General features: G+C 69.5%; 20 protein-coding genes. 9 read left to right on the plus strand and 11 right to left on the minus strand.

Going from position 1 to position 22,158, the window contains the following annotated elements; genetic code table 11:
* Entirely contained in the window at positions 1–1,329 is a 1,329-nt protein-coding gene (locus tag ABN034_RS08550; protein ID WP_349690453.1) for a C1 family peptidase, read from the minus strand.
* Between the two features lie 230 nt (positions 1,330–1,559).
* Here ABN034_RS08550 and ABN034_RS08555 point away from each other — a divergent pair, with 230 nt between their 5' ends.
* The 5 genes from ABN034_RS08555 (at position 1,560) to ABN034_RS08575 (ending at position 5,888) form a co-directional block, all read left to right on the plus strand.
* Positions 1,560–2,174 (plus strand): YidH family protein, encoded by a 615-nt coding sequence (locus ABN034_RS08555; protein ID WP_349690454.1) that lies wholly within the window; start codon positions 1,560–1,562, stop codon positions 2,172–2,174.
* 46 nt (positions 2,175–2,220) lie between these two features.
* A complete protein-coding gene (locus ABN034_RS08560; protein WP_349690455.1) occupies positions 2,221–2,571 on the plus strand; it encodes a DUF202 domain-containing protein in 351 nt (116 codons plus the stop codon).
* Between the two features lie 66 nt (positions 2,572–2,637).
* Entirely contained in the window at positions 2,638–3,255 is a 618-nt protein-coding gene (locus ABN034_RS08565) for a DUF47 domain-containing protein (protein ID WP_349330175.1), read from the plus strand.
* A gap of 9 nt (positions 3,256–3,264) precedes the next feature.
* Positions 3,265–4,260: an inorganic phosphate transporter gene (locus tag ABN034_RS08570; protein ID WP_349690456.1), complete on the plus strand. Its 996-nt coding sequence runs from the start codon at positions 3,265–3,267 to the stop codon at positions 4,258–4,260.
* 644 nt (positions 4,261–4,904) lie between these two features.
* Positions 4,905–5,888, plus strand: a complete 984-nt coding sequence (locus ABN034_RS08575; protein WP_349690457.1) for a type IV toxin-antitoxin system AbiEi family antitoxin domain-containing protein — start codon at positions 4,905–4,907, stop codon at positions 5,886–5,888.
* 262 nt (positions 5,889–6,150) lie between these two features.
* Here the strand turns inward: ABN034_RS08575 and pstB are convergent, their stop codons facing one another.
* The 8 genes from pstB to mshD all read right to left on the minus strand — a co-directional run bounded on the left by pstB (position 6,151) and on the right by mshD (position 16,497).
* Positions 6,151–6,921 (minus strand): phosphate ABC transporter ATP-binding protein PstB, encoded by a 771-nt coding sequence (pstB, locus tag ABN034_RS08580; RefSeq protein WP_349690512.1) that lies wholly within the window; start codon positions 6,919–6,921, stop codon positions 6,151–6,153.
* A 254-nt stretch (positions 6,922–7,175) separates the two neighbouring features.
* Positions 7,176–8,075 (minus strand): phosphate ABC transporter permease PstA, encoded by a 900-nt coding sequence (pstA, locus tag ABN034_RS08585; RefSeq protein ID WP_349330172.1) that lies wholly within the window; start codon positions 8,073–8,075, stop codon positions 7,176–7,178.
* Positions 8,075–9,040 (minus strand): phosphate ABC transporter permease subunit PstC, encoded by a 966-nt coding sequence (gene pstC / locus ABN034_RS08590; protein WP_349690458.1) that lies wholly within the window; start codon positions 9,038–9,040, stop codon positions 8,075–8,077. The genes pstA and pstC overlap by 1 nt, the downstream gene beginning before the upstream one ends.
* A 60-nt stretch (positions 9,041–9,100) precedes the next feature.
* On the minus strand, positions 9,101–10,081 hold the full coding sequence (locus ABN034_RS08595; RefSeq protein WP_349690459.1) for a PstS family phosphate ABC transporter substrate-binding protein: 981 nt from the start codon (positions 10,079–10,081) through the stop codon (positions 9,101–9,103).
* A 254-nt stretch (positions 10,082–10,335) separates the two neighbouring features.
* Entirely contained in the window at positions 10,336–11,433 is a 1,098-nt protein-coding gene (locus ABN034_RS08600; protein WP_502878988.1) for an NUDIX hydrolase, read from the minus strand.
* Between the two features lie 3 nt (positions 11,434–11,436).
* The gene (locus tag ABN034_RS08605) at positions 11,437–13,119 is read right to left on the minus strand and encodes a CYTH and CHAD domain-containing protein (protein WP_349690460.1); all 1,683 of its coding nucleotides are present in this window, start codon (positions 13,117–13,119) and stop codon (positions 11,437–11,439) included.
* Between the two features lie 2 nt (positions 13,120–13,121).
* Complete coding sequence (locus ABN034_RS08610; RefSeq protein ID WP_349690513.1) at positions 13,122–15,203, minus strand: RNA degradosome polyphosphate kinase; 2,082 nt, start codon at positions 15,201–15,203, stop codon at positions 13,122–13,124.
* A gap of 277 nt (positions 15,204–15,480) precedes the next feature.
* Entirely contained in the window at positions 15,481–16,497 is a 1,017-nt protein-coding gene (gene mshD / locus ABN034_RS08615) for a mycothiol synthase (protein ID WP_349690461.1), read from the minus strand.
* 204 nt (positions 16,498–16,701) lie between these two features.
* On the opposite strand from mshD, the gene ABN034_RS08620 reads away from it, so the two are divergent.
* Positions 16,702–18,528 carry a bifunctional metallophosphatase/5'-nucleotidase gene (locus tag ABN034_RS08620; protein ID WP_349690462.1) on the plus strand — a complete coding sequence of 609 codons (1,827 nt, stop codon included), beginning with the start codon at positions 16,702–16,704 and terminating at the stop codon, positions 18,526–18,528.
* 55 nt (positions 18,529–18,583) lie between these two features.
* Here ABN034_RS08620 and ABN034_RS08625 read toward each other — a convergent pair whose 3' ends face one another.
* Together ABN034_RS08625 and ABN034_RS08630 are read right to left on the minus strand one after the other, a co-directional pair.
* A complete protein-coding gene (locus tag ABN034_RS08625) occupies positions 18,584–19,081 on the minus strand; it encodes a hypothetical protein (RefSeq protein ID WP_349690463.1) in 498 nt (165 codons plus the stop codon).
* A gap of 365 nt (positions 19,082–19,446) precedes the next feature.
* Positions 19,447–20,247 carry a winged helix-turn-helix transcriptional regulator gene (locus tag ABN034_RS08630; protein WP_349690464.1) on the minus strand — a complete coding sequence of 267 codons (801 nt, stop codon included), beginning with the start codon at positions 20,245–20,247 and terminating at the stop codon, positions 19,447–19,449.
* 86 nt (positions 20,248–20,333) lie between these two features.
* On the opposite strand from ABN034_RS08630, the gene ABN034_RS08635 reads away from it, so the two are divergent.
* From ABN034_RS08635 to ABN034_RS08645, 3 genes are all read left to right on the plus strand, one after another.
* Positions 20,334–20,603, plus strand: coding sequence for a MoaD/ThiS family protein (locus ABN034_RS08635; protein ID WP_349690465.1), 270 nt, complete (start codon positions 20,334–20,336; stop codon positions 20,601–20,603).
* Between the two features lie 133 nt (positions 20,604–20,736).
* Entirely contained in the window at positions 20,737–21,327 is a 591-nt protein-coding gene (locus tag ABN034_RS08640; protein WP_502878989.1) for a sigma-70 family RNA polymerase sigma factor, read from the plus strand.
* Entirely contained in the window at positions 21,324–22,082 is a 759-nt protein-coding gene (locus tag ABN034_RS08645; protein WP_349690466.1) for a zf-HC2 domain-containing protein, read from the plus strand. Before ABN034_RS08640 ends, ABN034_RS08645 begins: the two co-directional genes overlap by 4 nt.
* Positions 22,083–22,158: the final 76 nt, after the last annotated feature.

Raw genomic sequence — 22,158 nt, forward strand, 5'->3', positions numbered from 1 at the left:
TCAGTGCGTACGAGCCAGTGCGCCCATCGGGTCCCACGCGGGAAGCACGATCGGCTCCTCGACGAGCGCCGCCTGGAGCTCCGCGGGCAGCCGGTCACGGCGTACGGCGATCTCGAAGACGTACTCGTCGAACCACGAGTCGTTCATGGTGTAGAAACCCTGGTCGGCGTCCTTGTCACCCCAGCTGTTCTCCACCCGCCAGCGCCGTGCGGACTCACCCTCGATGTCGACGCCGGTGAAGAGCATCGCGTGGGTCATCGCCGTCTCGTGGAAGAGCAGCCGGTCGGCCTTGTCGAGGTCGAACTCGGTGTCATAGACGGCGCCGACGTCGTAGAGCCCGGCGTCCCAGATCCCGATGTCGCGGCGCATCATCTTGCCGACGTCGCACCCGAACCACACCGGTTCGCCGTCGACGATCGTCTGCCTGGCAAGGGTCTTCATGAGGGCGACGTCGACGTTGAGGTAGATGACCCGCGGGCCGTCGACGACGTTGCCGAGGCGGTCGACGGTGAACGTCCTGCCCTGGGGACTGCTCTCGCGCGGGTCATGGACAAGGCAGACGTAGTCGTCCAGTGGAAGGTCGACGTACTTCTCGGCGAACTCCTGCGGCGTGAGCTCTCCGTCGCGGTGGAAGGCCCGGTCCTTGTCGGTCCACTGCCAGTGGAAGCGCTCCGGAGGGGTGCCGAGGTGCATGCAGAGAACGCGGTGCACCACCTCGAGAATCGCCTGCTTGCGTTGCCGGGCGGCGTCGACATCAGTCGCGGTACGCAGGTCACGGGCGCCCTGGCGCAGCACCCGGCGCAGAATGTCGTTCATCCGGGCCGTTGCGGACGAGCTCTGCGTCTCGGGCATCACCGACTTGGGCACGAGACCGTGCTTGCGGACGAGGGCGACGAACATGTTCCACTGCCCGCCGTCGCCCGCGACATCGCGCAGCAGGTGCGCGACCGTGCGGTCGTCGACGTCCCGGTCGGCGGTGTCGATGATCTGTTCGAGAAAGTAGTTGGCCCGTTCCAGCTTGTCCCAGAACATCACGTGGTTCTGCGAGAACTCGAACTTCTTGAGGTTCATCTTCGTCATGGCGCCGACCCGCAGGAGGTTGAGGCCGGCGAAGAGCCAGCAGCGGCCGCTGCTCTTCTGGTTGGTCGCGCTCCAGTCGTCGAGCAGGTGGGACACCGACCGGTCCGTGCGTACGACGATCTCCCGGTCGAGCGCGAGGTCGTCGAGCGAGGTCTGGGTGAGCGCGTTCTGGGCGAGGCGGTAGGCCGGGTTGTCGGCGAAGCCCTTGCGCATCAGTTCGAGCTCGGCGGGCGTGAGGCCGGCGTCCATGTGGTGAACCCCCTGGATGGCGATGATCTTGATGGCGCTGCTGGTGGTCTTGGTGGCGGTGGTCTTGCTGGTGGTGGTCTTGGTGGCGGTGGTGCTGCTGCCGTGTCGAAGCCTTTCCTGTTGACCATAGTGTCCCGAGGCGACATGCGGCGATGGCCCGGGCGAGGTCGCGGCGGCGCGCCCTGTCCCGCTTGGGATCATCGAACGTTCTCGGGTGCGAGGATGGGACCGTGGCCGAGGACGCGAGGACGGCTGGCGGAGCCGGTGATCCGTCCGGCGAAGATTCGTCCGCACACAGCGCCCGCGTCCGGAAGACCGGCGCCGAGAGCGCCGAGAGCGCCGACGGGGCCAACGCCGACACGGCCAACGCCGACACGGCCAACGCCGACACGGCCAACGCCGACATGGCCAGCGCCGACATGGCCAGCGCCGACCGCGCCGGCACCGCGGACGCCGGCGGTGACACGGCCGGCACCGCGGACGCCAGCAGTGAGCCTGCCGGTGTGGACGCTCCCGGCGTCCGCGAGCCCGACTACCGGTTCACCCTCGCCAACGAGCGGACCTTCCTCGCCTACGTCCGTACCGCCCTCGCCCTGGACGCCGCGAGTGTCGCGGCCATGCAGTTCCTCACCGCCGTCGAGGATCTCCGGATCCGGCGCCTGATCAGCAGCGTCCTCGCAGTCGCGGGGATCGCGGCGTCGATCGGCGCGTACGTCAGGTGGCGGGCCAACGTCGCCGCCATGCGCCGGGATGCGCCCCTCCCACCCACTCTGATGCCACTCGGCCTCGCCGCATCAGCGCTGGTGGTGTCGCTGGCCGTGATCGCCCTCGTCGTCTTCGGGTAGGGCAAGTGGATCTTCGGATGGGTCAGTGGTCGGGGTGGGGGCACGAATGACGGCGGCCGGACCGGCGGGCGACAGGGCGCCGACCCGGGTCTATGACCAGGCCGCCCAGTTGGAGCGCACGGCCATGGCTTGGAACCGCACCCTGCTCGCGCTCGCGGTCAACGGGGCCCTGCTGATCCGCAGCTCCTCGGCTACGGGACTGTGGGCGGCTATCGCCGGATTCGTCGTCCTTGCGCTCACTGTTCCCGCCTGGGTGGTCACTCATCGTGCATATCGCGGTCTGATGGGAGGCCCTGCTGCGGTCCTGCTCGCCCGGGGTGGGTTCACTGTCTGTGCCGCTGCACTGGTCGTGGTCGTCGGCGCCCTCGATCTCGTGGCCGTCGTGACCCACCGTTGACAACCCCCCTAGCATTGGCCCGGGCCATCGCTGGACCGGACACGAAGACTTCGACAGGAGTTCGCCGTGCGCTTCCGACTCACACCGGTAGACACGACGTTCTACGATCTGTTCGCCAAGTCCGCGGCGAACCTCGTCGACGGCGCCCGTCTGCTGGCCGAGCTGCTGGTCGACGACAACGACCGCACGGTCACCGCTCGGCTGATGAAGGACGCCGAGCACCGCTGCGACGAAGCCACCCACGAGATCATCCGGCGGGTCAACTCGACCTTCGTGACGCCGTTCGATCGGGAGGACATCTACCGCCTCGCCGCCGGCCTCGATGACGTCATGGACTACATGGAGGCCGCGGTCGACGCCATCGCGGTCTACGAGCTCGACATCCTTCCCGAAGGCATGGAGGAGCAGGTCGAGGTGCTCCAACGGGCGGCCGATCTCACGGCCGAGGCGATGCCGCGGCTGCGGACGATGCGCCACCTCGAGGAGTACTGGATCGAGATCAACCGCCTCGAGAACCTCGGCGACCAGATCCACCGGCAGATGGTCGCGAAGCTGTTCAGTGGTGCGTACGACGCCCTGACTGTCCTCAAACTGAAGGACGTGGTGGAGCAGCTCGAGCTGGCGGTCGACGCGTTCGAGAAGGTCGCCAACACGGTCGAGCAGATCGCCGTCAAGGAGTCGTGAGCAGGCGGTATGGAGCTTGCCCTCGTTGTGGCGGTCGTCGCGATTGCCCTGGTCTTCGACTACACCAACGGCTTCCATGACGCGGCCAACGCGATCGCGACCTCGATCTCGACCCGCGCACTGACCCCTCGCGTCGCCCTCGCCCTCGCCGCCGTGATGAACCTCGCCGGCGCGCTCGTCTCCGAAGGTGTCGCCAGCACGATCGGCAGCGGGATCATCACGCCGAGCGTCGACTCGCACGGCATGACCGTCGTCCTGTCCGGCCTGATCGGTGCGATCACCTGGAACCTCCTCACCTGGCGGCTCGGGCTGCCATCGTCGTCATCGCACGCCCTCATCGGCGGGCTCATCGGAGCCGGTATGGCCGCCTCGGTGACGGTGCACTGGGACGTGATCCTCGACAAGGTCGTCGTCCCGATGGTGATGTCGCCGTTGCTCGGCTTCACCCTGGCCTACCTCGTCATGGTCGGACTGCTCTGGATCTTCCGTAGGACCAGCCCGAACAAGGTCAACCGACACTTCCGCGCCGGCCAGTCGGTGTCGGCGGCGGCCATGGCGTTCGGTCACGGGCTCCAGGACGCCCAGAAGACGATGGGCGTCATCGTCCTGGCTCTCGTCACGGCCGACCTTCACACTGGTACGGATGTGCCGCTGTGGGTGAAGCTGTCCGCGGCGGGCGCGATCGCGCTCGGCACCTACTCCGGCGGTTGGCGGATCATGCGTACCCTCGGACGGCGGGTGATCAAGCTCGACCCGGCGCGGGGCGTCGCGGCGGAGACGACCGCCTCGAGCGTGCTCTACGTGATGGCCATCGGTCTCGATGCCCCGGTGTCGACGACCCACACCATCAGCTCGGCGATCATGGGTGTCGGCGCGACCAACCGTCTCTCCGCGGTTCGGTGGGGCATGGCGGGCAACATCCTGCGGGCCTGGGTGCTCACCATCCCGATGGCGGCGGCGGTAGCGGCGTTGGTGTACGCCTTCGCCCGCCTCTTCCTCCCGTAGGCCCAGCCCATCTGCCCGGCTCCACAGCTGCGGCACTTTGGCTGGCACACCTGAGGCAATGCTCCTTCCGTCGGGCGAGTTCCACCGGCTGCCGGTCCTGATCCGCGGTCGCCGCAAATGACCACGCTGAGCTGGTCAGTGGTCTCCTCACAGGTGTCGGCACCTTGCCCGGCTGACATTCGCCTGGCTGACATGGCCGCTTGCCTGGCTGACAGGGCAACAGATGGCTCACCTGGGCGGCGTGGGCCACCAAGGTGGCCGACCTGGGCGGGATGGTGGCGGGTGGCTCACCTGGGCGGCGTGGGCCACCAAGGTGGCCGACCTGGGGAATGGCGGCGGGGTGGCTCACCTGGGCGGCGTGGGCCACCAAGGTGGCCGACCTGGGGAATGGCGGCGGGGTGGCCGACCTGGGCGGCGTGGGCCACCAAGGTGGCCGACCTGGGGAATGGCGGCGGGGTGGCCGACCTGGACGGCTTGGTCGCTGGTGGCGGATCTGAGCGTTCGCGCCGAAAAGATGCGTCACTGCCGCTGACCCTGGCCGCATCAGCGCTCGGTTTCTTCCACAGGTGACGCACCGGCAAGGTTCTCCACAGGTCTTCTGCACGACCGCATGTGCCAGACAGCGAAGAGCCATCGTCTGCTGCATGACCGAATTCATCCATGGCCGGCCGTCGGTGACCTCCATGGCTGCCGGCGGAGGCATCTTCACCCGGCCCCAGGCGCTGGCTGCCGGCGTAAGCGACAGGGAGATCCAGCGGCTGGTGAGCTCCGGTGAGTGGCACCGTATTCGCCGCGGCGTCTACATCGACGCGCACACGTACGAGACCATGTCCCCCAACCGCCGACACCTTGTCGAGGTCCGCTCGGCATTGCTGCGGGTGGACGGGCCAGCGGTCGCAAGTCACTGGTCGGCGGGCGTCGTACACGATCTCGACATGGCAGAGGCCGACCTGTCCCTGGTCCATCTGACTCGACCTGAGCTGCGCTCCGCCAGGATCGAGGCGGGAGTCTGCCACCACCGCGGTGCCCTCGAGGCACGGACCGTGTGTGCGGCTGGCGGCGTCGCGGTGACGAGTGTGGCTCGGACTGTGCTGGACCTCGCGCGCCTTTCCTCGTTCGACGCCGGCGTCGTCGTAGCCGACTGCGGCCTCCGTCGAGGTGTGAACCGGAGCGAGCTCGTGACCGAACTCCTCGCCTGCCGCGACTGGGCCGGCTCGCGGACCGCCAGCCGGGTCGTTGCGTTCGCGGACGGTCGCAGCGAGAGCCCGGGCGAGTCGCTTGCTCGCGTCGCCTTCGACGAGCTTCGGCTCCCCACGCCCGAGCTGCAAGCTGTCTTCCGGACGCGCGATGGATCTGTCGTCGCCAGGACGGACTTCCTCTTCCGGGAGTACGGGACAGTGGCGGAGTTCGACGGCCGGCGAAAGTACTACCGCGACCTAGGCAATGATGCGGACCCTGGCGAGGTCGTCTGGCGGGAGAAGCTGCGCGAGGATGCCCTGCGAGAGCACTTCGGGTTGGAGGTCGTCCGGCTGACCTGGGCCGACCTCGCTCCGGAGCGTCGTACGCAGCTCGCCAAGCGGATCCGGTCAGCGTTCAGCCGAGCCTCTGCGAGCACGAGGGCGGCGTAGCGGGCGGGGAGACGTGGGGAGCGGGCGGGGAGAGGTGGGGAGCGGGCGGGGAGGCCTTGCCGACCAGGCGAGTGCTCCCTTGCGAGGTGTCGACGCCTGTGCCGGCTGACACAGGCATGGGCAGCGTGGTCATTGTCGCCGGGCAGCGTGGTCATTGTCGCCGGGCAGCGTGGTCATTGTCGCCGGGCACTGGCACGGCAGGCCCGGGCACGCCGCGACGGGCGAACGTTGGGTGCCCGCCAGGCCGAGCGCTCTTGTCGCATCAGCCGAAGCGACCGGTGATGTAGGCCTCGGTCGCCTTCTCCGACGGGTTCGAGAAGATCTTCGACGTGGTGTCGAACTCCACCAGCATGCCGGTGCGGTTGCCGGTCGTCTCGTCGGGCCGGGCGGTGAAGAACGCCGTACGGTCAGACACCCGTGCCGCCTGCTGCATGTTGTGCGTCACGACGACCAGCGTGTACTGCTCGCGCAGCGACTGCATGAGGTCCTCGATCCGCGCGGTGGCGATCGGGTCGAGGGCGGAGCAGGGCTCGTCCATCAGGATGACGTCGGGCTGAACGGCGATGGTCCGGGCGATGCAGAGCCGCTGCTGCTGGCCGCCGGACAGGCTGTAGGCGTTCTGGTTGAGCTTGTCCTTCACCTCGTCCCACAGGGCGGCGCCGCGCAGCGCCTCCTCGACGACGGCGTCCATGTCGTCGACCTTCATGCCGGTCACCCGGGGGCCGTACGCCACGTTGTCATAGATCGACTTCGGGAACGGGTTCGGCTTCTGGAACACCATGCCGACCCGGCGGCGTACCTCGATCGGGTCGACCCCGGCGCCGTAGACGTTCTCTCCCCGGAACGTCACCTCACCCTGGACGCGGGCGCCCTGGATCAGGTCGTTCATCCGGTTGAGGCAGCGCAGGACCGTGCTCTTCCCACATCCGGACGGTCCGATGAGCGCGGTGATCTCGTTGTGGCCGAACGGAAGGTCCACGTCGTGGACGGCATGGAACGCACCGTAGAAGACGTTGAGCTTGCGGCACTCCATCACCGCGGCCGGAGTGGTCGGCAACTGATGCTCCGTGAGGGGCGGTCGCTCGACGTACCGCTGGGCGGTGCCGGAGCCGGTGCCGGTGCCGTTGGCCCCGGCGCGGTCCACCGGACTGGCCGTGCTGCCCTGACCGGCCGCGGTTTCGCCGCCCTGCTCGGCGGCGCCGTCGCTGCTCGACGCCGTCGAGGTCGGGTGCGTGGGTGTCATGGGTTCCCTGTGTGCCATGTGAGAAGCCCTCATCGTTGTCGGGATCACCAGCGGCGCTGGAAGCGGTTGCGGATGTAGATGGCGAGGCCGTTCATCGCCAGCAGGATCGCCAGGAGAACGATGATCGCCGCGGAGGCGACCGTCTTGAAGTCGGCCTGCGGGAGCTGGACCCAGTTGAAGATCTGGATCGGCAGGGTCGTGAAGCCACTGAGCAGGCCGTTGGGATCGTACGTGACGAACACGAGCCCACCGAGCAGCAGCAGGGGAGCGGCTTCGCCGATGGCACGCGACAAGGCGATGATGGTGCCGGTGGCGATGCCGGGCAGCGCGGCCGGAAGGGTCTGGCGCCACACGGTCTGCCACTCCGTCGCGCCCAGGGCGAGCGACCCTTCCTTGATCTCGGCGGGTACGGCGCGGAGCGCTTCGCGGGCCGTGATGATGATGACCGGCAGGATCAGCAGCGCGAGGGCGAGCGACCCGCCGATGACAATGTTCTTGTTGGCGACGCCCAGGACGGCGAGGAAGCCGAGCGCCAGCATGCCGTAGATGATCGACGGTACGGCGGCGAGGTTCGCGATGTTGAGCTCGAACAGCCGGTTGTACCACCGGTGCCGGTCGGCGAACTCCTCCAGGTGGATCGCGGCGGCGACGCCGAGCGGCACGGCCAGCAGGGCGCAGAAGCCCACGACCATGAGCGAACCCAGGACCGCGGCCCGTGCCCCAGCCCGCTCGGCGAACGACGACGTGTAGTTCGTGAACAGCGTCGCGTCGAGGCGGGGGAGCCCGTCGATGAGCGTCGTCATGATCAGGGTCAGCAGGAACGCGAAGGCGAAGAAGAGGCTCAGCCACAAGGCGACCAGGAACACCAGTGATTTCGCGCTCCGTTCACCGCCGCTGGCCCGGCCGAGCGCGGCACCACCAGCGGTTGTTGTGACAGCGGCCATCAGTACGCCTCCCGGAACCGTCGGACCAGGCTGATGCTGACGAGGTTCACCACCAGCGTCATGACGAAGAGCAGCAGGCCGACGGCGAAGAGGGTGTTGTACTCCACCGAGCCGACCCGGCTGTCACCGAGCGCCGCCTGGGCGATGAAACCAGTCATCGTCTGGCCGCCCTCGACCGGGTTGAGCAGCATCACCGGCTGCTGACCCGAAGCGATGGCGACGATCATCGTCTCGCCCACCGCACGGGAGATGCCGAGCACGACCGCGGCGACGATCCCGGACAGTGCGGCCGGGAAGACCACCCGGAGCGTCGTCTGCATCCGGTTGGCGCCGAGTGCGTACGAACCCTGCCGCATGCTGAGCGGCACGGCCGACATGGCGTCCTCGGACAGCGACGCCACCGTAGGGATGATCATGACGCCCATCACGAGCCCCGCGGAGAGCACGCTGAACGTCCCGAACGGCAGGCCGAGGATCTCGCGGAAGAAGATCCGGTTGACGAACTCGAGCGCGAAGAATCCGTACACCACGGTCGGAATTCCGGCGAGGACCTCGAGGATCGGCTTGAGGATCCGGCGCGCGCCCGCCGAGGCGTACTCACTGAGGTACATCGCGGCGCCGAGGCCGAACGGAATCGCCACGGCCAGCGCGATCACGGTCGCCCACACCGTCGCGGTGATGAGAGGCAGGACGCCGAAGCTCGGGTTGGAGAACCGCGGTGCCCACCTGGTGTCGGTGAGGAACTCGACGACCGAGACCTGGCCGAAGAACTCCACGGCGGGCACGAGCAACGACACCACGATCCCGACCGTGATCACGATCGACAGCGCCGCGGCACCGGCCAGGACGGCCTTGATGATCCGTTCGCCGTACCTCGGGCTCGAGGAACGCAACGGGGAAGAGTCGCCGCGGCGGGAGCGCGACCCGCGAGTCGCACCCCCACCGGCGGCTGTTGTTGTCGTCACGGTTGGACGATCCTCCGTGGCAGGGTGGATACCGGTACCAGCTGCGGCACGGGCCGGATGTCAGGCGCCACTGATCCCGGCGACCGCATCCTGCGCCGTGGTGCGCTGCTCGTCGTTGAGCGGGACGAACTTCGCCAGCTCGGTGATCTCCTCGTCGCTCTTGACGTAGAAGTCGACGAACGCCTTGACGTGTGGCTTGTCGGCGTACGCCTTCTTGGCGACGTAGATGAACAGCGGACGGCCCAGCGGGGCGTAGTCACCGGCCTGTGCGGTCTCGATCGAGGGCTCGACACATCCGCTGCCGCCGTCGATCTTCACGGCCTTCAGCTTGTCGGAGTTCTCCTCGAAGTACGAGAGACCGAAGTAACCCAGTGCGCTCTTGCTGCCCGCGACGCCCTGCACGAGCACGTTGTCGTCCTCGGAGGCGTTGTAGTCCGCCCGCGAGGCACCCTCCTCACCGTTGATCTCGTCGGTGAAGTAGTCGAAGGTGCCGGAGTCGGTGCCCGGGCCGTAGAGGTCGAGCTCCTCGGCCGGGAACTTCGGGTCGACCTGCTTCCAGGTGGTGACCTTCTTCTCGGCCTCAGGCGCCCACATCGTGTTGAGCTGCTCGACGGTCAGGCATTCGGCCCAGGTGTTCTCCGGGTTCACGACCACCGTGAGTGCGTCGTTGGCCACCTGCACCTCGGCGTACTCGATGCCGTTCTTCTCGCACTCCGCCTTCTCTTCGTCCTTGATCGGGCGGGACGCGTCGGAGATGTCGGTCTCGCCGGCGCAGAACTTCTTGAATCCGCCGCCGGTGCCGCTGGTGCCGACGGAGACGTTCACCCCCGACTCCTGCTCCTTGAAAAGCTCGCCCGCGGCCGCCGTCAGCGGCTGAACGGTCGACGACCCGTCCACGCGGACCTCTCCGGAGAGGGCGGAGCCTTGGCCGCCTTCGCCGGTCGTGGACTCGGATCCGGTGTTCTGCCCGCCGCAGCTGGCCAGCACCAGGGCGCCACCCAGAGCGGCAGCCGCGAATGCGGCGAACCGGTTGTGGTTCACGTTCTTGCCCTTGCCCTTCGGGTCAATGGAAATACGCGGTCACCACGGAACGTAGGCAGTACAGGTGAAACCGCTCCCCGGCTCGCGTGAACGAAGGGTGAACGTCGGCCGGCGGAACCGTGACGGCTGCGCGACGCTGTGGCGGACGTCACGTGAACTGCCGGTCCGGTGCGCTTGCCGGCGCGCCGGCTGTCGATGCCGCCGCCTCCTGCGCCGGCGGCGGCGGAGAACTGAAGTGATCACGCAGAGCGTGATCACTTCCCGTCTGGGTGCTCCATCGCGAATGGGGCGTTGTCGTGGAGGTGTACGACGACGAACTCGGCCGGGTCGAGGGGGATCGGGGTGACACCGAGCGCCTCGAAGATGGCCGGAAGCGTCGGCCGGTGCGTACACAGCAGCGTGGGCTCGCGCACCCGCCGCAGCCCGACCGCCGCCGCCCGCACCACGGTGTCCGGGGCCTCCTCGGCGAACGCCGGGTCGACGTCGACGCTGAGGCCGTGGCGGATGGCGTCGGGAAGAACGGTGTCCACGCACCGCCGCGCCGGCGATGACACCACGTGGCGGATGCCGTACGCATCGAGCGTGGGCCGGAGCTGCTCCGCCTCAACGATCCCCTCCGGGCTCAATGGACGGTCGGGGTCGGGGCCCGGCCAGCGGGCGCGCTCGATGGCGTGGGCGTGCCGGAGAACGACGAGGGTCTGTGTGGCCACGGGGCGCAGGTGGCCGAGGAGGGCGCGGTCGCGAGGGTGGGTGAGCTGGTGCGCCGCTTCGCGCCGCCCGAACCACGCGCAGGCGTCGACCTCACGGTTGGGTTGGAACGACGGGTTGGCCACGGCTCCGGCGGCTCGCGCGGTGCCAGCGGTGCCAGGGGCGGTGGCACCTGACGCTGCGGCGGCACCTGGGCGTGCGGAGGGTCCTGAGCGCGCGGCGGCACCTGAGGGGGTGGCCGAACCTGGGCGGGCGCTGTCGGAACGGGCCGTGTCTGGGCCTCTGCTCGAAGGGCCGGCGCGTGCGTGGGGGGCACCTGGGGCGGCCGGGCGTCCGGGGTCGTGGGGAGTGGCGGCCCAGTACCGCACCACCTTGTCCGACCCGTTCGCGAGCGGATAGTGGACGCTCGGCAGGACCGGACCGAGCCGCACGTGGACGCCGGTCTCCTCCCGTACCTCGCGGACTGCCGCACCCTGCGCGCGTTCACCGGGTTCGAGCTTGCCCTTGGGAAACGACCAGTCGTCGTACTTCGGCCGGTGGATGAGCAGCACCTCGACCTGCTCGTGGTCTCCCTGGCGCCAGACGACGGCTCCTGCCGCCTCGACCACGCGTCGGCCGCCGGACCCTGTCGTACGCCCTTCCATGGGTCAGCGCTCCTCGTCCAACCAATGGTGGTACCTCGGCCGGCCGGCTTCCCGCCACACGTCGCCGAACGACTCTCGGGCGACCCTGGCTGCAGCGCGTTCCTCCGCGTGGAGCACGCCGAGCCAGTACGCCACCCGCGCCGGGACCCGGCCGGAGGTCGCGAGCCGGGTGAGGGTGGCAGCGGCGACCACGGCGTCCTGGTGCTCCCCGAGCACGTCGGTGACCCGGGAAAGCTGGCCGGCCAGCCGCCTCGCGGGCTTGCCGAGCGCGGGTGCGCATGCCTCGGCGGCGTACCGCGCGCGCTTCGCGGTGATGCGTACCTCGTGCCACCGGGTGTCCGGCGCGTCCGCGTCGAGACCGCGGGCGGCCTTCTCCAGTCGTCCGTACGCCCGGCGCGCGAGCGGCGGCAGCACCTCCGCGCAGGGTTTCTTCGCGGCCTTCACCGTCGCGGGTGCGTCTGCGGCCTGGAGCAGCTGGTGGTGAAGAGCCAGGTAACGGTCGGTGTCGAGCACCGCCAGGCTCGCCCCGCGAGAGGTCGCGAGCTCGCGGCCGAGGCGCCGACGGAGGAACGTCTGGACCTCTTCCGTGGCCTCCGCGTCCGGTAGCCGCCCCGCCCGGTCGACCAGGCGGGCAAGCTGGACTTCGGCGTCGCGGGTCGGCGCGAAGCTGGTCGCCAGCCAACGCAGGTCGGTACGCAGCGCATCTTCCCAGCCGGTCACGAACAGGGGCCGGAACGCCCGAAGCCCGCTGCGCAGCCGGCGGGTCGCCACCCGCAGCTGGTGGACCGAGTCCTCGGCATCGAGGCGTACGCGGAGATCCTCGCGCCGCAGCGCCCGGGTGTACGTCGCGAGGTGCGCGCGCACGGCCGCGGCCGCCGGTGCGGCGGGAGACAGCGGTGGTACGGGCGGCACGGCCGGCGGGAGGTTGGCCGGGTCGCCGAGCACCCGGACGGCCTTGGACTCTGCGGCCGGCGGTTGAGCACCGGCGTCCGTCAGGTGGGTCGCCACGGCGTCGAGGAGACGCCGGCCTTCAGGCGTGGCCGCACCGTTGAGTTCCTCCAGCTCCAGCTCTCGGAACGCCCCGAGTGGAATGCCCGTCGCACGCGGGGGCCCCGGTGGTGACGCCGTTTCTGGATGCGGGATCCGTTCATCCAGATCGGCGGGGCCGACCGTCACGCGATCGTCGGCGAGTTCGGCGAGCTCGGCGCTGCCGGGTGTGAGGAGCGTCCGGCGGGTGCGTTCGGTACGGATCCGGCCCCGTGGGCCGACCTGCGCGCCGGCGAGGGCGACCCGGACCAGGCCGAGGAGCTCAGCGGGTGGCGCGCCCAGGTGGTCGCCGCGCCGCGCGGGCAGGCGTACCTCCGACCGCACCCGGGTGTCCGGCGCCGCACCTCCCCCCGCCGCGCTCGCCGCGCCCGTCACGCCTCCGCCGTCGGTGACGGCGGCCGGGAACTTCAGGTGCCAGCCCGCGTCCGGCCCACCGCTGCGGTGGCGCAGCACGATGCCGTCCCGCCACAACCGCAGGTCAGCGCTGTCGAGGTACGTGGTGACGAGGACGTCCGTCCCCTCCTCGCGCACGGTCACGACATCGCTCAGGTCGGGGACCGCGTACGCCTCGTCGACACCGAACTTCCGCTCGACCTCGGTCCCGGTCTCGACCCCTGAGCCTGCCCGCCCACGCGCCACGACTAGCGCCGCCGGAGCTTGGTGGCGATCAGATGGTCCTGCAGGTCCAGGAGCGGCGCACCGTCCGCGTCAACCCGATGTTGCCTCCAGCCACCGCCGTCGAGCACCCACGCCGCCGTACCCTCGTCGAACGCCAGATCCAACAGGTCGGTCAGCTCGTCCACATGGTCCGGCGCCACCACCTGGACGAGCGCCTCGACGCGACGGTCGAGGTTGCGGTGCATGAGGTCGGCCGAACCGGTCCAGACCTCCGGTGACCCACCGCCGGCGAACCAGAAGATCCGCGAGTGTTCGAGAAACCGGCCGAGGATACTTCGCACCCGTACCGTCTCCGACAGCCCAGGTACTCCGGGTTTCAGCGCACAGATCCCACGAATCAGCAGGTCGATGGGCACACCGGCGCGGGAGGCGTGGTAGAGCGCGTCGATCACCGCCTCGTCCACCAGCGAGTTGGCCTTGATCCGGATCCGTGCCGGACGTCCGGCCCGCTGGTGGTCGACCTCCGCCGTGATCCGATCGATCAGCCCGTCCCGGATCGTCCGCGGCGCCACGAGCAGCCGGCGGTACTCGGTTGTCAGGGCGTAACCCGACAGGTGGTTGAACAGCGCGTTCAGGTCGGTGGTGAGCACCGGGTCGGAGCTGAGCAGCCCGAGGTCCTCGTAGAGCCGCGCCGTCTTCGGGTTGTAGTTGCCGGTGCCGATGTGCGCGTAGCGGCGGATGCCGTCGGGTTCGTCGCGTACGACCAACGACAGCTTGCAGTGCGTCTTCAGCCCGATGAAGCCGTAGACCACGTGGCAGCCGGACTGCTCCAGTTTGCGCGCCCAGCGGATGTTCGCCTCCTCGTCGAACCGCGCCTTGATCTCGACCACCACCAGGACCTGCCGGCCCGCCTCGGCGGCGTCGATCAGCGCGTCGACGATCGGCGACTCCTCGTTGGTGCGGTAGAGAGTCTGCTTGATCGCGAGCACCTGCGGGTCGGTCGCGGCCTGCTCGATGAACCGCAGGACGCTGGTGGAGAACGAGTCGTACGGATGGTGCAGCAGCACCTCGTGCTGGCGGACGGCGGCGAAGATGTCCGGCGGGTGGGAGCTCTCGACCTCCGCGAGGTCGCGGTGGGTGGCGGGGACGAACGCGGCGTACTTCAGCTCGGCCCGGTCGAGGTCGGCGATCGTGGAGAGGCCCGTGAGATCGAGCGGCCCGGTGAGGTGGCAGACCTCCGCACGACTGACCCCGAGCTCGGAGACCAGCAGATCCAGGACGTGCGGATCGATCGAGGCCTCGACCTCCAGCCGGACCGGAGGGCCGAACCGCCGCCGCATCAGCTCCCGCTCCAACGCCTGCAGGAGGTTCTCGGCGTCGTCCTCCTCCACCTCGAGGTCCTCGTTGCGGGTCACCCGGAACGTGTGGTGCTGCAGGATCTCCATGCCGGGGAACAGCTGGTCGAGATGGGCCGCGATGACATCCTCGAGCGGGACGAAGCGACCGTCGTCGACGGGCACGAAACGGGGCAGGATCTGCGGGACCTTCACCCTCGCGAAGTGCTCCGTGCCGGTCTGTGGATTGCGTACGACGACCGCGAGGTTCAGTGAAAGGCCCGAAATATAGGGGAACGGATGGGCCGGGTCGACTGCGAGCGGCGTCAGGACCGGAAAGACGCGCGCGCCGAAGAGGTCGTGCATGCGCTTCTGCGCGGACTCGTCGAGATCGGCCCAGCGCAGGATCTGGATGCGCTGGCCGGCCAGCTGCGGGTGTACCTGATCGTGGAAGCAGGACGCGTGGCGGATCATCAGCTCCTGCGTATGGGTCCAGATCGCCTCCAGCACCTCGCGGGGGAGGAGCCCGGACGCGGCGCGGACCGCGACACCGGCCGCCATCCGGCGCTTCAGGCCGGCCACCCGCACCATGAAGAACTCGTCGAGGTTGGCCGCGAAGATCGCGAGGAAGCGGACCCGTTCGAGCAGCGGGATCCGGGGGTCCTCGGCGAGTTCGAGCACCCGGGTGTTGAAGTGCAGCCAGGACAGTTCCCGGTCGAGGAACCGGTCGGCGGGAAGGTCGCCCCCGGACACGTCGTACGGCGGTTCGATGTCGTACTCGGCGACCTCGGGGCGGATCAGCTGCGAACTCACACTGCCATCGTGACACCGCTGTGTGAACGCGGGGTAGCTCGCGACCGGGATCTCCCGGTCAGTCCGGTTCCGGCGGCCCGGTTCCGGCGGCCCGGTTCCGGCGGCCCGGTTCCGGCGGCCCGGTTCCGGCGGCCCGGTTCCGGCGGCCCGGTTCCGGCGGCTCGGTTCCGGCGGCCGGTCAGTCCGGTTCCGGCGGCCGGGCGGCCCGGTTCGGCGGCTGGGCGGTCGGCGCTGATCAGGGGTGCCGGTACATCACGTCGGTGGCCTCGTGGGCGAACCCGAGCCTGGTGTAGAGGCCGACAGCCGGGCCGTTGTCGGCCTCGACGTACAGCATGACGGTCCGCAGGCCGCGGTCGCGCAGATACCTGAGCCCGGCGACCGCGAGGGCCTTGGCGAGTCCGGCGCCCTGCGCCTCCGGCGCGACGCCGAGGACATAGATCTCGCCCACCGGGCCAGGCCCGTCGCCGCGTACCTCCCCTTCGTGCACCTTCGTCCAGTGGAACCCGACCAGCTGACCCGGCCGGTCGTCGCGTTCGGCCACGAAGAAGCCCGCCGGGTCGAACCATGCCGCGCCCAGCCGTGCGTCGAGATCCGTCCGTGTCCACCGGCCCTGTTCCGGATGCTGCGCGAACGCCGCCGCGTTGAGGGCGAGCCAGGCGTCGTCGTCGTGGCCCGGGCGGAATGTCCGGATCGTGACGCCCGCCGGAGAGGGTCCGTCGGGGAGCGGCGGCGCATCGGGACCAGCCAGCGGGCGCCGAAGCCAGGCGAGTTCGCGGACGGGTACGAACCCGGTCGCCGCGGCGAGTCGTTCGGCCCCGGGGTGTGGACCGTGGGCCCACATCTGGACTGCACGTCCGGCGGCGTGCTCGAGCAACCGGTCGAGGAGCAGGCGGCCGAGGCCACGGCGGCGGTGGTCGGGGTGGACCACGAGGTCGGCGGCCGCGTCGGGCGTCGGGGCGGTGCCGGCTGCTGGGGCGGTGCCGGTCCCTGGACTGTCGTCGCGTCCGGGCCCGGTGGAGAGCGTGGCGTCAGGATCGGCAGCACGTTCGAGTCGGGCGTACCCCGTGATCAGTCGCCGGTCGCCCGTCAGCAGATGGGTGGATCCTGGTGCGCCCAGGTGCAGCGAGGCCTGTTCGTCGAGGGCGCGGACCCCGTCGACGCGGGCGGCGGCCGCCACCAGGCTCTCGACGCCGGCGAGTTCGCCGGGAGCGAGTTGACCGGTGACGCGTACGACATCCGGCGATTCACTCATTCCCCCACCGTACGGCTGGTCGTGCCGAAGATCGCCGTCCTGCCTGGCCCTGGTTTGTGGACGAACGCCGCCAACCGGGCGCCAGCGTCGGTACCGTACGGCGTGCGGTGATCGAATGCGACGCCGCCATCAGCGTTCTGGCGAAGGGAGGCGGAGGGCCGCATGGCGCGGAGGGGATCGGCTGGTGGACGTGGGATCCGTGCCGTGGCGGGAGTCGCAGCTGTCGGGTTCGCGGCGGTCGGGATCGGCGTACTCGGGACCGCCCCGGCGGCCGGCGCGGCTACCGATGGCGGTCGGGCCGACTTCACGCTGACGGTCCTGCACACCAACGACGACGAGTCGCAGCTGCTCGGTGTCGACGGCGACACCAACGGCAACGGCACGATCGAACCCGACGAGGAACGCGCCTACGGCGGCGCGGCGCGCTACGCGACCCAGTGGGACCGCCTGCGCGAACAGGCGCGGCTCGGGCCGGCCGACCTGCGGGGTGGTCGACGTGGACTCCTCACCCTCTCCGGTGGCGACAACCTCCTCGCCGGACCGGAGTTCTCGGCGAGTCTCGAGCAGGGCCCACCCTTCTACGACGCCCTCGCCATCCGGCGGCTGGGCCTCGACGTGTCGGCGATCGGCAACCACGAGTTCGACTTCGGTCCGGACGTCCTCGCGGACTTCATGGAGGGGTTCGACGACCGGTTGCCGTTCGTGTCGGCCAACCTCGACGTGAGTGCCGAACCCAGGCTGCAGGAGTACGCCGACAAGCGCGTCATCCGTACGTCGACAATCGTGCGTACGGCCGGTGAGCGGGTCGGCGTCATCGGCCTCACGACGCCGGAGCTGCCGACGATCTCCAGCCCGCGCGGCGTGAAGGTGCTGACCGACCTCGCCGGTATCGCGAACGCCGAGGCGCGCGAGCTGACTCAGCAGGGCGTCGACACGATCCTGCTCGTGAGCCACCTGCAGGACATCGACAACGAGTTGGCGCTGGTGCCGCAACTGCGCGGCGTCGATGTCGTGGTGGGCGCGGGAGGTGGCGAGATCCTCGCCGACGAGGGCGACGCGCTGATCCCGGGCGACGAGGCCGAACGTGGCTACCCCCTGTGGGCGGACGACGCCGACGGCCGGCAGGTGCCAGTGGTGACGACGACGGGCAACTACAAGTACGTCGGGCAGTTGGTGCTCCGCTTCGATCGCGCCGGTCGGCTGCTGGGAGTCGACGAGGAACGGAGCCTGCCGGTGCGCGTCTCCGGTGCCGGCGACGATGCCGTACGCAAGGACGGCTGGACCCTCGCCCGTGTCGAGGAGCCGGTTGCCGCGCACGTCGCCGCGCTGGAGGAGGCGGTCGTGGCGCAGAGCGAGGTCGGGCTCGATGGCGTCCGCGACCACGTACGCAGCGGCGAGACCAACCTCGGCAACCTCCTCGCCGACGCGCTGGTGTGGGCAGGTGCACAGCAGTCGGCGGAGTACGGCGTGCCAGAGCCGGTCGTCGGCATCCAGAACGGCGGCGGCATCCGCAACGACGCACTCATTCCGGCCGGTGACGTGACCGCGCTGGACACCTACGACGTGGCGCCGTTCGCCAACTTCGTCGCCGTGGTGCCGGAGGTGCCGCGGGACACGCTGCGTCAGCTGCTGGAGCGTGGGGTCGCGGGTCTGCCCTCGGCGGCCGGTGCGTTCACCCAGGTGTCGGGACTGTCATTCACCTACGACGTGGCCCGGCAGGCCCAGGTCGTCGACGAGAGCACCGGCGAGATCGTCACGCCCGGGGAGCGGGTGCGCCAGCTCGTGCTCGACGACGGGACGGTCCTGGTCGAGGACGGTCAGGTGGTCGACGGACCGGCGATCCCGCTGGCGACAAACGACTTCTCGGCGCGAGGCGGTGATGCGTACCCGCTGAAGGGTCTCGACTTCACGCCCGTCGGTACGACGTACCAGCAGGCGCTGCAGGAGTACCTCGAGGCCGGGTTGTCCGGCAAGGTCCTCGCGGCCGACTACCCCGAAGGCGGCGAAGGCCGAATCACCCCAACCAGCTGAGCGAGTCTCCACCGAACGAAAAGGGCGGCGCCGCAGCCCTCCGCCCCGTCCATGCTCAACTGCGCGCAGTCGCGTCGTTGCTCCACTTGCCTTCGGCGTGGCGGGAGACGGTCTGTTCCAACTCGTAGCTGGTGGCCTTCCAGGTATCCATTCGGCCGAGCAGTACGGCGCCGGGATCATCTACCCATGCCGGGTACATGAACTTCTGCTTGGGCCGGCCCGCCTCTTGCGATATCCAGATCGCCAGCCACTCGTGGGATCCGTAGCGTACGAGCCCGACTCGCTCGATCTGGTTCCAGGAGTAGGCCACCTGGTGGCGCCGCCCTGAAACCCGCAAGCCGCGACCGTCGAGGCGGAGCTGGATGCGATCGACCAAAATGATCACGCACATCCAGGCGAGAGTGGCAGGAAGGAGGAGGACAAGAAGCGTGAGGATGTGGAGTCCACCGAGCCAAACCGTGATCCCTACGCCCCCAACGCCAGCGACCATGAGTCCCGCGGCCGCAGCCAAGCGTGGGACCAGTAGGTCTGAGCCGATCGTCGTCGCGCCCATGAACCAATCCTGGCAGGCCCCCGAAACGTACCATCTCTAGGCAATCGAGACTTACTGTGAGTAAGCGCAAGCCTGTGGGTAAGTTGGGACCATCCGGACCCACCTTAGCTACCGTTGGGATGGCCGGGCCGCGAGAGCTGCGGACACAGCAGTTCAGGATGGGGGCGACTCAGAGTCGTGGTTCGCCCTGCGTTGTGGAGCTGGCTGCCTGGGGTCCTGGGAAGGCTCCGGGCCCGCAGCCTTGGCGCTCACAGACGCCAGCGCGGTCAATGCGCACGATCCAACCCGTCACCGGTTCCAGTTGCGCCGGATACCCCGTTAGGGCAGACGACCGTTCGGGCTCAAGGCGAACGTCGCGAAGCCCGTCAGTCGCCAGCGGAGTCGTGGGTGAGAGTGCGGGCGTCGTCGGGAACCCGCGAGTCAGCCAACCGGGGCGCGGAAGCGGCGGCATCGCTGGCGTCCGACTCGTCCTCGGGTACGTCCTGGGCGATCTGCTGCGCGACGAAGCGGTAGCCGACGTTGCGGACAGTGCCGATCAGCGCTTCGTACTCCGGCCCGAGCTTCGCTCGCAGTCGCCGCACGTGGACGTCGACGGTCCGCGTACCACCGAAGTAGTCGTAGCCCCAGACCTCCTGCAGCAGTTGCTGCCGGGTGAAGACCCGCCCTGGGTGCTGGGCGAGGAACTTCAGGAGCTCGAACTCCTTGAACGTCAGGTCGAGCGTGCGCCCGCCGAGTCGGGAGGTGTAGGTGTCCTCGTCGATCACCAGTTCACCGCGCCGGATCACGTGGGGCCGGTCCTGCTCGGCGGACTTCAGCGCGAGCCGCCCGATGCCGACCCGCAGCCGGGCGTCGACCTCGGCGGGGCCGGCGTTGTGGAGGAGTACGTCGTCCATGCCCCAGTCGGCGTTCACCGCGGCGAGACCGCCTTCGGTGACGATGATGAGGAGGGGAACGTCGATTCCGGTCGTACGAATGACCCGGGTCAGGCTGCGCGCCTGGACGAGTTCGGAGCGGGCGTCGACGAGTACCGCGTCAGCCGGGCCGACGTCGAGCAGCGCACTCGCCTCCGCCGGGGCGACCCGGACGTGATGGGCGAGAAGTCCGAGTGCGGGCACGATTTCGGCGGACGGCTGCAGCGCGTTCGTCAGCAAGAGAAGTGTGCTCACCGGGGCGTCTCCCTGCTGATGAGGGACCTGGAACCCGATGACGGCGATGTCGCCCAGGTCCGCCGGTTGGAGGCAGGATATCCCACGTGTCCCACGAGGTGACGGTCACTGTTCGTTATTGGGCGGCGGCGAAGGAAGCGTCCGGGCTGGCTGAGGAGCAGGTCAGCGCGGTGACGCTCGCCGACGTTCTCGCCGACGTACGCTCCCGGCACGCCGATCGGCCCCGGTTCGCGCAGGTTCTCCAGCTCTGTTCCGTACTGGTCGACGGTGACCCGGTGGGTGCCCGCGACCCGGCTGCGGTGACCCTGACGGCCGGTGCGCGGATCGAGGTCCTCCCGCCGTACGCCGGCGGCTAGGTGGTGCGGTTCACGAGGTCGGTGACGGACTCCGCTTGATCAGGAAGCGGGGGCGGGGCGGCCCGGACCGATGTTCGCCGCCCGGTGATCATTCCGGTGCACCGTCACGGGGTTTCGTGCGACCATCACCCCCGTGCCGAATGAACCTCCGCAGCGTCCCACACGTGAAATGGGTGTGGGGTCGGCGGTGTCACGCGGTGAGACCACCGACGACGAGTTGATCCGCGCGCTCTACGCCGAGCACGCGGGTGCGCTCTTCGGCTACGTCCTGCGGCTGGTACGAGGAGACCGTCAGCGGGCCGAAGACGTCGTACAGGAAACACTGTTCCGCGCCTGGCGGCACCCGGAGTCACTCGACCCGGCCCGCGGTCCGCAACGAGTGTGGCTGGCGACCGTCGCCCGCAACATCGTGGTCGACGGTGAACGGGCACGCCGCGCCCGCCCGCCGGAGGTCGGCGAGGAGGCTCTGCGGGTCGTTCCCACCGCTGAGAACGACATCGATCGGGCGATGCTGTCCTGGGAGGTCATCGAGGTGCTGGCGGAGCTCGCGCCGCACCATCGGCACGTGCTGGTGGAGGTCTACTACCGCGGTCACTCGGTCGCCGAGGCCGCGGCGAACCTCGGCGTACCCCCAGGCACGGTCAAGAGTCGCACCTACTACGCACTGAGGCAGCTCAAGCTCCTGCTCGAGGAGCGCGGTATCACCCCGGAGGTAGCGCTATGAACTGCGCGGAAGCCCGCGCGGCGCTTGGCGTCGACGTCCTCGGGGCACTCGATCCGGCCGAGTCGACGGAGCTGCGCGAACACCTCGCCGGCTGCCCTGACTGCCAGGCCGCACAGGCGGAGCTCGCCGACGTACCCACCCTGCTGGGCCTTGTCAGTGCCGACGAGGTGATCGACGGCTTCCCGCACCCGGACGAACGCGGCCTCGAACGGCTCCAGGAGCGGGTGCGCGCCGAACGCGGGCGCGAACGCCGCGGCCGTTGGCGTACCGCCCTCGTTGCCGCCGCCCTGGTCGCCATCGCCGTCGGTGGCGGAGGTTGGGCGGTCGGGCGCTGGGTCACTCCGCACCAACCTGTCGCGCTCCCCACGCCGTCGGCTCAGCCGACGACGCCATCGGCGTCCGCGCAGCCGACCACGCCGTCGCCTGGACCCTCCTCTGCGACGCCGCACCTGACCGCGCCGCCGGTGGAGTGGTCGGCCGTCGATCCCGACTCGAACGTCAACGCCGTCGTCACGATGAACCCCGTCGCGTGGGGTACGAAGGTCGACATCGTGCTGACCGGCGTCAAGAAGGGTGACGTCTGCTCGCTCGTCGTCTACGACGCGTCGGGCAACCGGTGGGACGGCGGCAGCTGGAAGGTGGCGTACGACAAGGGCGTCCGGTGGAGCGGAGGGGTCGCGGTGTCGGCGGACCAGGTGTCCCGGATCGAGATCTTCGCGCCCGGCTACGAGTCGATCGTCAAGCTCGAAGGCTGAACGGCCCGCCCCAGCGCTACCTGGGACGGTTCGCCAGGTACTTCCCGCTCTGGCGTATTCGTCCGGCCTCGTACTC

It is taken from the genome of Actinopolymorpha sp. B11F2 (assembly GCF_040195635.1).
Classification (GTDB): Bacteria; Actinomycetota; Actinomycetes; order Propionibacteriales; family Actinopolymorphaceae; genus Thermasporomyces.